The organism is Candidatus Methylomirabilota bacterium, from assembly GCA_035936835.1.
Lineage (GTDB): Bacteria > Methylomirabilota > Methylomirabilia > Rokubacteriales > CSP1-6 > AR37.
In genome coordinates this window covers 1-4,334 of the sequence record DASYVT010000152.1, presented here as the reverse complement: position 1 = coordinate 4,334, position 4,334 = coordinate 1, and the positions used below count along the sequence as shown (strand labels likewise).

3 protein-coding genes and 1 pseudogene are annotated in these 4,334 nt (G+C 69.4%); all 4 read left to right on the top strand.

Going from position 1 to position 4,334, the window contains the following annotated elements; translation table 11 throughout:
- Positions 1–711: transposase (locus VGV06_13980; protein HEV2056260.1), on the top strand; the 711-nt coding region annotated here is incomplete at its 5' end.
- A gap of 300 nt (positions 712–1,011) precedes the next feature.
- Complete coding sequence (locus VGV06_13975; GenBank protein HEV2056259.1) at positions 1,012–1,503, top strand: Fur family transcriptional regulator; 492 nt, start codon at positions 1,012–1,014, stop codon at positions 1,501–1,503.
- Positions 1,504–1,642: 139 nt separating this feature from the next.
- Complete coding sequence (katG, locus tag VGV06_13970; GenBank protein HEV2056258.1) at positions 1,643–3,808, top strand: catalase/peroxidase HPI; 2,166 nt, start codon at positions 1,643–1,645, stop codon at positions 3,806–3,808.
- 209 nt (positions 3,809–4,017) lie between these two features.
- Positions 4,018–4,334, top strand: a pseudogene (locus VGV06_13965) (sodium/proton-translocating pyrophosphatase).

Below are 4,334 nucleotides of genomic sequence, written 5' to 3'. Positions count from 1 at the left end.
CCCGTCCTGGCCGGCCTCGCCAGCGCCTCCGTCCAGGGCCGCGTCGCCCTCGGCCCCCGCGCCGGTGCCCGCGTCCGCCGCCTCGGCGGTGAGCCAAACCTCGGTCACGTCACCTCCCGCGGCCCGCGTCAGGCCCAGCTCGATGGCTTCGATCTCCACGCCAACGTCTGGGTCCCCCCGAACGATCGCGCCCGCCTCGAGCAGCTCGGCCGCTCCCTCCTCCGCCCCCCGCTCGCCCAGGACCGCCTCCAGCTCCGGGCCGACGGGCGCGTCCTCGTCACGCTCAAGACGGTCTGGCGCGGTGGCACCTCGCAGCTCCTCTTCGAGCCCATCGAGTGCCTGGAAAAGCTCGCGGCGATCATCCCCCGCCCCGCGGTCAACCTGGTCGTGTCCCACGGCCTCCTCGCCCCGCCTGCGCGCGGGCGCTCACAGGGTGTCCGCTCCGGCCGCCCGCACCCAGAGTCCCCCGCGCGCCACGTCGACGCCACCCCCCGCGCTGCCGGCACCCCCGGCGCGTGGACCTGCGCCGCCCTGATGCGCCGCGTGCTCGCTCTCGATGTCCTCGCCTGCCCCCGCTGTGGCGGCCGGCTGCGCGGCCTCGCCACCGTCCAGGACCCGCGCGCCGTGCAGGCCCTCCTCGCCCACCGCGCCCGCGCCGGCGCCCCTGCGCCACCCGGCCCCGCCCCACCCGCGCCCGCCGCACTCCCGTAGCCCGCCCCTCAGTGCCGCTCTCGACCCGGCCCCCGACGGCCGGCGCCACACCCCCCTGCCCGCCCCTTGCCCACCACCCCACGGCGGCGCCGGGCAGCGGGCGATCGTGATGCCGCCCCTCACCTTCGCCCCCTCGAAGCGGCCATTGCGGATCCACCGCCGGGGGCGCCCGGTCCGGGTCGGACGCCCGCGGCCCCAGCGGAGGTGGCGTTAGTCCTTCCTATGCGCTCGCTCCTCCTCACGACTCCTCCTCACGACTCCTTGACACGGGGGCGCTTCGCGTTTAGGCTGCGTTCCGTTATGACAATTATTCCTGATAAGAGCCCGGTCGCGCGGAGGCGGGACGGGGCGTCGGCGGCCCTGCGCGGCGTCGGCCTCCGGCTGACCGGTCCGCGCCGGCTGGTGCTGGAGGTGGTCCGCGGGAGTACCGCTCATCCAACCGCCGAGGCCGTGCACCAGATGGTGCGGCGCCGGCTGCCGCGGGTGAGCCTCGGCACCGTGTATCGGAACCTGCGGCTCCTCGTCGCCCAGGGACTGGTGAAGGAGCTGCCCGGACCTCACACGCGCTTCGACTGCAACCTGAGCGAGCACCACCACTTCACCTGTCTGGCCTGCGGGCGCATCGCCGACGTGGCCGGGCCGCTCACCGAGCCCCACTCGCGCGCCTTGGTGAGCCGGGTCGCGTCGTCGGGCGGATTCAGCGTGACGCATCACCGAATCGAGTTCTACGGGCGCTGCGCCGCCTGCCGCAGGAAGGGCCGTGGGCGGGCCGCGCGCCGTCCGCCGCCGTAGCGCCGGGTCCCCGAGGACGGCCGGACGCCGGCCTCGCGACACCGCTTGCCGAAGGCGACTGCGGTCTACTGGCGGCCCTGGTCCGAGTGTTGGATGACGTAGGTGATGTCGGCGACCCACAGACGAAAGGAGAGTACAGATGGCAACCGAAGGAAAATGCCCGTTCACGCACACGGCTGGCGCCGGCCCGACGAACCGAGACTGGTGGCCCAATCAACTGAACCTCAAGATCGTGCCCTTTTCCGATCCCATGGGCTCGGGCTTCAACTACGCCAAGGAGTTCAAGAGCCTCGACCTGGCGGCCGTGAAGAAGGATCTCACGGCGGTGATGACCGACTCGCAAGACTGGTGGCCAGCTGACTTCGGCCACTACGGACCCTTGTTCATTCGCATGGCATGGCACGCTGCCGGCACGTACCGCATCGGCGACGGCCGCGGCGGCGCCGGTAGCGGCCAGCAGCGCTTCGCACCCCTCAACAGTTGGCCCGACAACGGGAACCTCGACAAGGCGCGCCGACTGCTCTGGCCGACTAAGCAGAAGTACGGCCGGAAGATCTCATGGTCGGACCTCATGATCCTCGCGGGCAACGTCGCGCTGGAATCGATGGGGTTCAAGACCTTCGGGTTCGCCGGCGGGCGTCCGGACGTCTGGGAGCCGGAGGAGGTCTACTGGGGTTTGGAGGACAAGTGGCTGGGGGACAAGCGGTACTCCGGCGTCCGAGATCTCGAGAATCCGCTCGGCGCCGTTCAGATGGGGCTGATCTACGTCAACCCGCAAGGCCCGAACGGCAATCCAGATCCGATCGCGGCGGCAACGGATATTCGCGAGACGTTCAAGCGCATGGCCATGAACGACGAAGAGACGGTGGCGCTCATCGCCGGTGGTCACACTTTTGGCAAGACCCACGGCGCCGGCCTCGAGTCGTACATGGGGCCTGAGCCCGAAGGGGCGGGCATCGAGGAGCAAGGCCTCGGCTGGCGGAGCACGTTCGGCACGGGCAAAGGCGGTGACGCGATCACCAGCGGTCTGGAGGTCACGTGGACCGAAACGCCCACGAAGTGGAGCAACAACTTCTTCAAGAACCTGTTCAGCTACGACTGGGAGCTGACGAAGAGCCCGGCGGGCGCGCATCAGTGGAGACCGAAGGGGGGCGCAGGCGCCGCCACGATTCCGGATGCCCACGACAAGTCCAAGCGTCACGCGCCAGCCATGCTGACCACGGACCTCTCCCTGCGGCTCGACCCGGCGTACGAGAAGATTTCGAGGCGCTTCTACGAGCACCCGGATCAGTTCGCGGACGCCTTCGCGCGAGCGTGGTTCAAGCTAACGCATCGGGACATGGGCCCGCGCGCCCGCTACCTTGGCCCGGAGGTTCCTGCCGAAGAGCTCATCTGGCAGGACCCCATCCCCGCGGTCAATCACAAGCTGATCGATGAAACGGACATTGCCTCCCTCAAGGGCAAGATTCTGGCGTCGGGGCTGTCTGTCTCGGAGCTGGTTTCGACCGCGTGGGCGTCGGCGTCCACGTTCCGCGGTTCCGACAAGCGCGGCGGGGCGAACGGCGCGCGCATTCGCCTCGCGCCGCAGAAGGACTGGGAAGTCAATCAGCTGGCCCAACTGGCGCAGGTGCTCAAGACGCTCGAGGGCATCCAGAGCGAGTTCAACCGCGCGCAGTCTGGCGGCAAGAAGGTCTCGCTCGCCGACTTGATCGTGCTGGCCGGTTGCGCGGGCGTGGAGCAGGCGGCGAAGAACGCCGGTCACGCGGTGACGGTGCCCTTCGCGCCGGGTCGCATGGATGCCTCGCAGGAGCAAACCGATGCGGACTCCTTCGCCGTCCTCGAGCCGGTCGCGGATGGCTTTAGAAACTACCTCGGGGGCAAGTACCCCGTGTCGTCCGAGGAGCTGCTGATCGATCGGGCGCAGTTGCTGACGCTGACCGCGCCCGAGATGACGGTGCTCATCGGCGGCATGCGCGTCCTGAACACCAACGCCGGAGGGACGAAGCACGGCGTCTTCACCAAGCGGCCGGACGCGCTGACCAACGACTTCTTCGTGAACCTGCTCGACATGGGCACGGAGTGGAAGGCGGCATCGGACGCCAAGGACGCGTTCGAAGGGCGCGATCGCAAGACGGGCGCGCTCAAGTGGACCGGCACGCGCGTCGATCTCGTGTTCGGTTCGAACTCCCAGCTCCGGGCCCTGGCGGAGGTCTACGGGAGCTCGGATGCGCAGGCGAAGTTCGTCCAGGACTTCGTCAGCGCGTGGACCAAGGTGATGAACCTCGATCGCTTCGACCTCGCGTGATCTCAGAGAATAGGCCTTAGGGTCTTGTGCCGAACAGCCTCGACGTGGCCTCGGGTCATCCCGGACCACGTCGAGGTTTAGACTGCGCCCGTACGAGCCGCTGTGGCATCGGCTCCTGGGGGGCCAGCGTCTGAGTATGGCACCTTATGTCACGGGGACGGGAGCCACAAGAGGGGCGACTGCCGCCGGAGGGCGCTAATGTTACTTACGCTCACGGCCCCATCGCCGACAACGCGGGCGGCATCGCCCAGATGGCGAGCCTCGGGCCCGAGACACGCGCCGTCACGGACAAGCTCGACGCCCTCGGCAACACGACGGCGGCCATCGGCAAGGGCTTCGCCATCGGCTCGGCGGCGCTGACGGCGCTCGCGCTCTACGCGGCCGTTACCGAGTCCGTCGCGCTCAAGACCATCGACCTGCTCGACGCCAAGGTGGTGATCGGCCTCTTCCTGGGCGGCATCGTGCCGATGATGATCGCGGCGCTGACCATGCGCGCCGTCGGGCGCGCCGCCTTCGGCATGGTCCA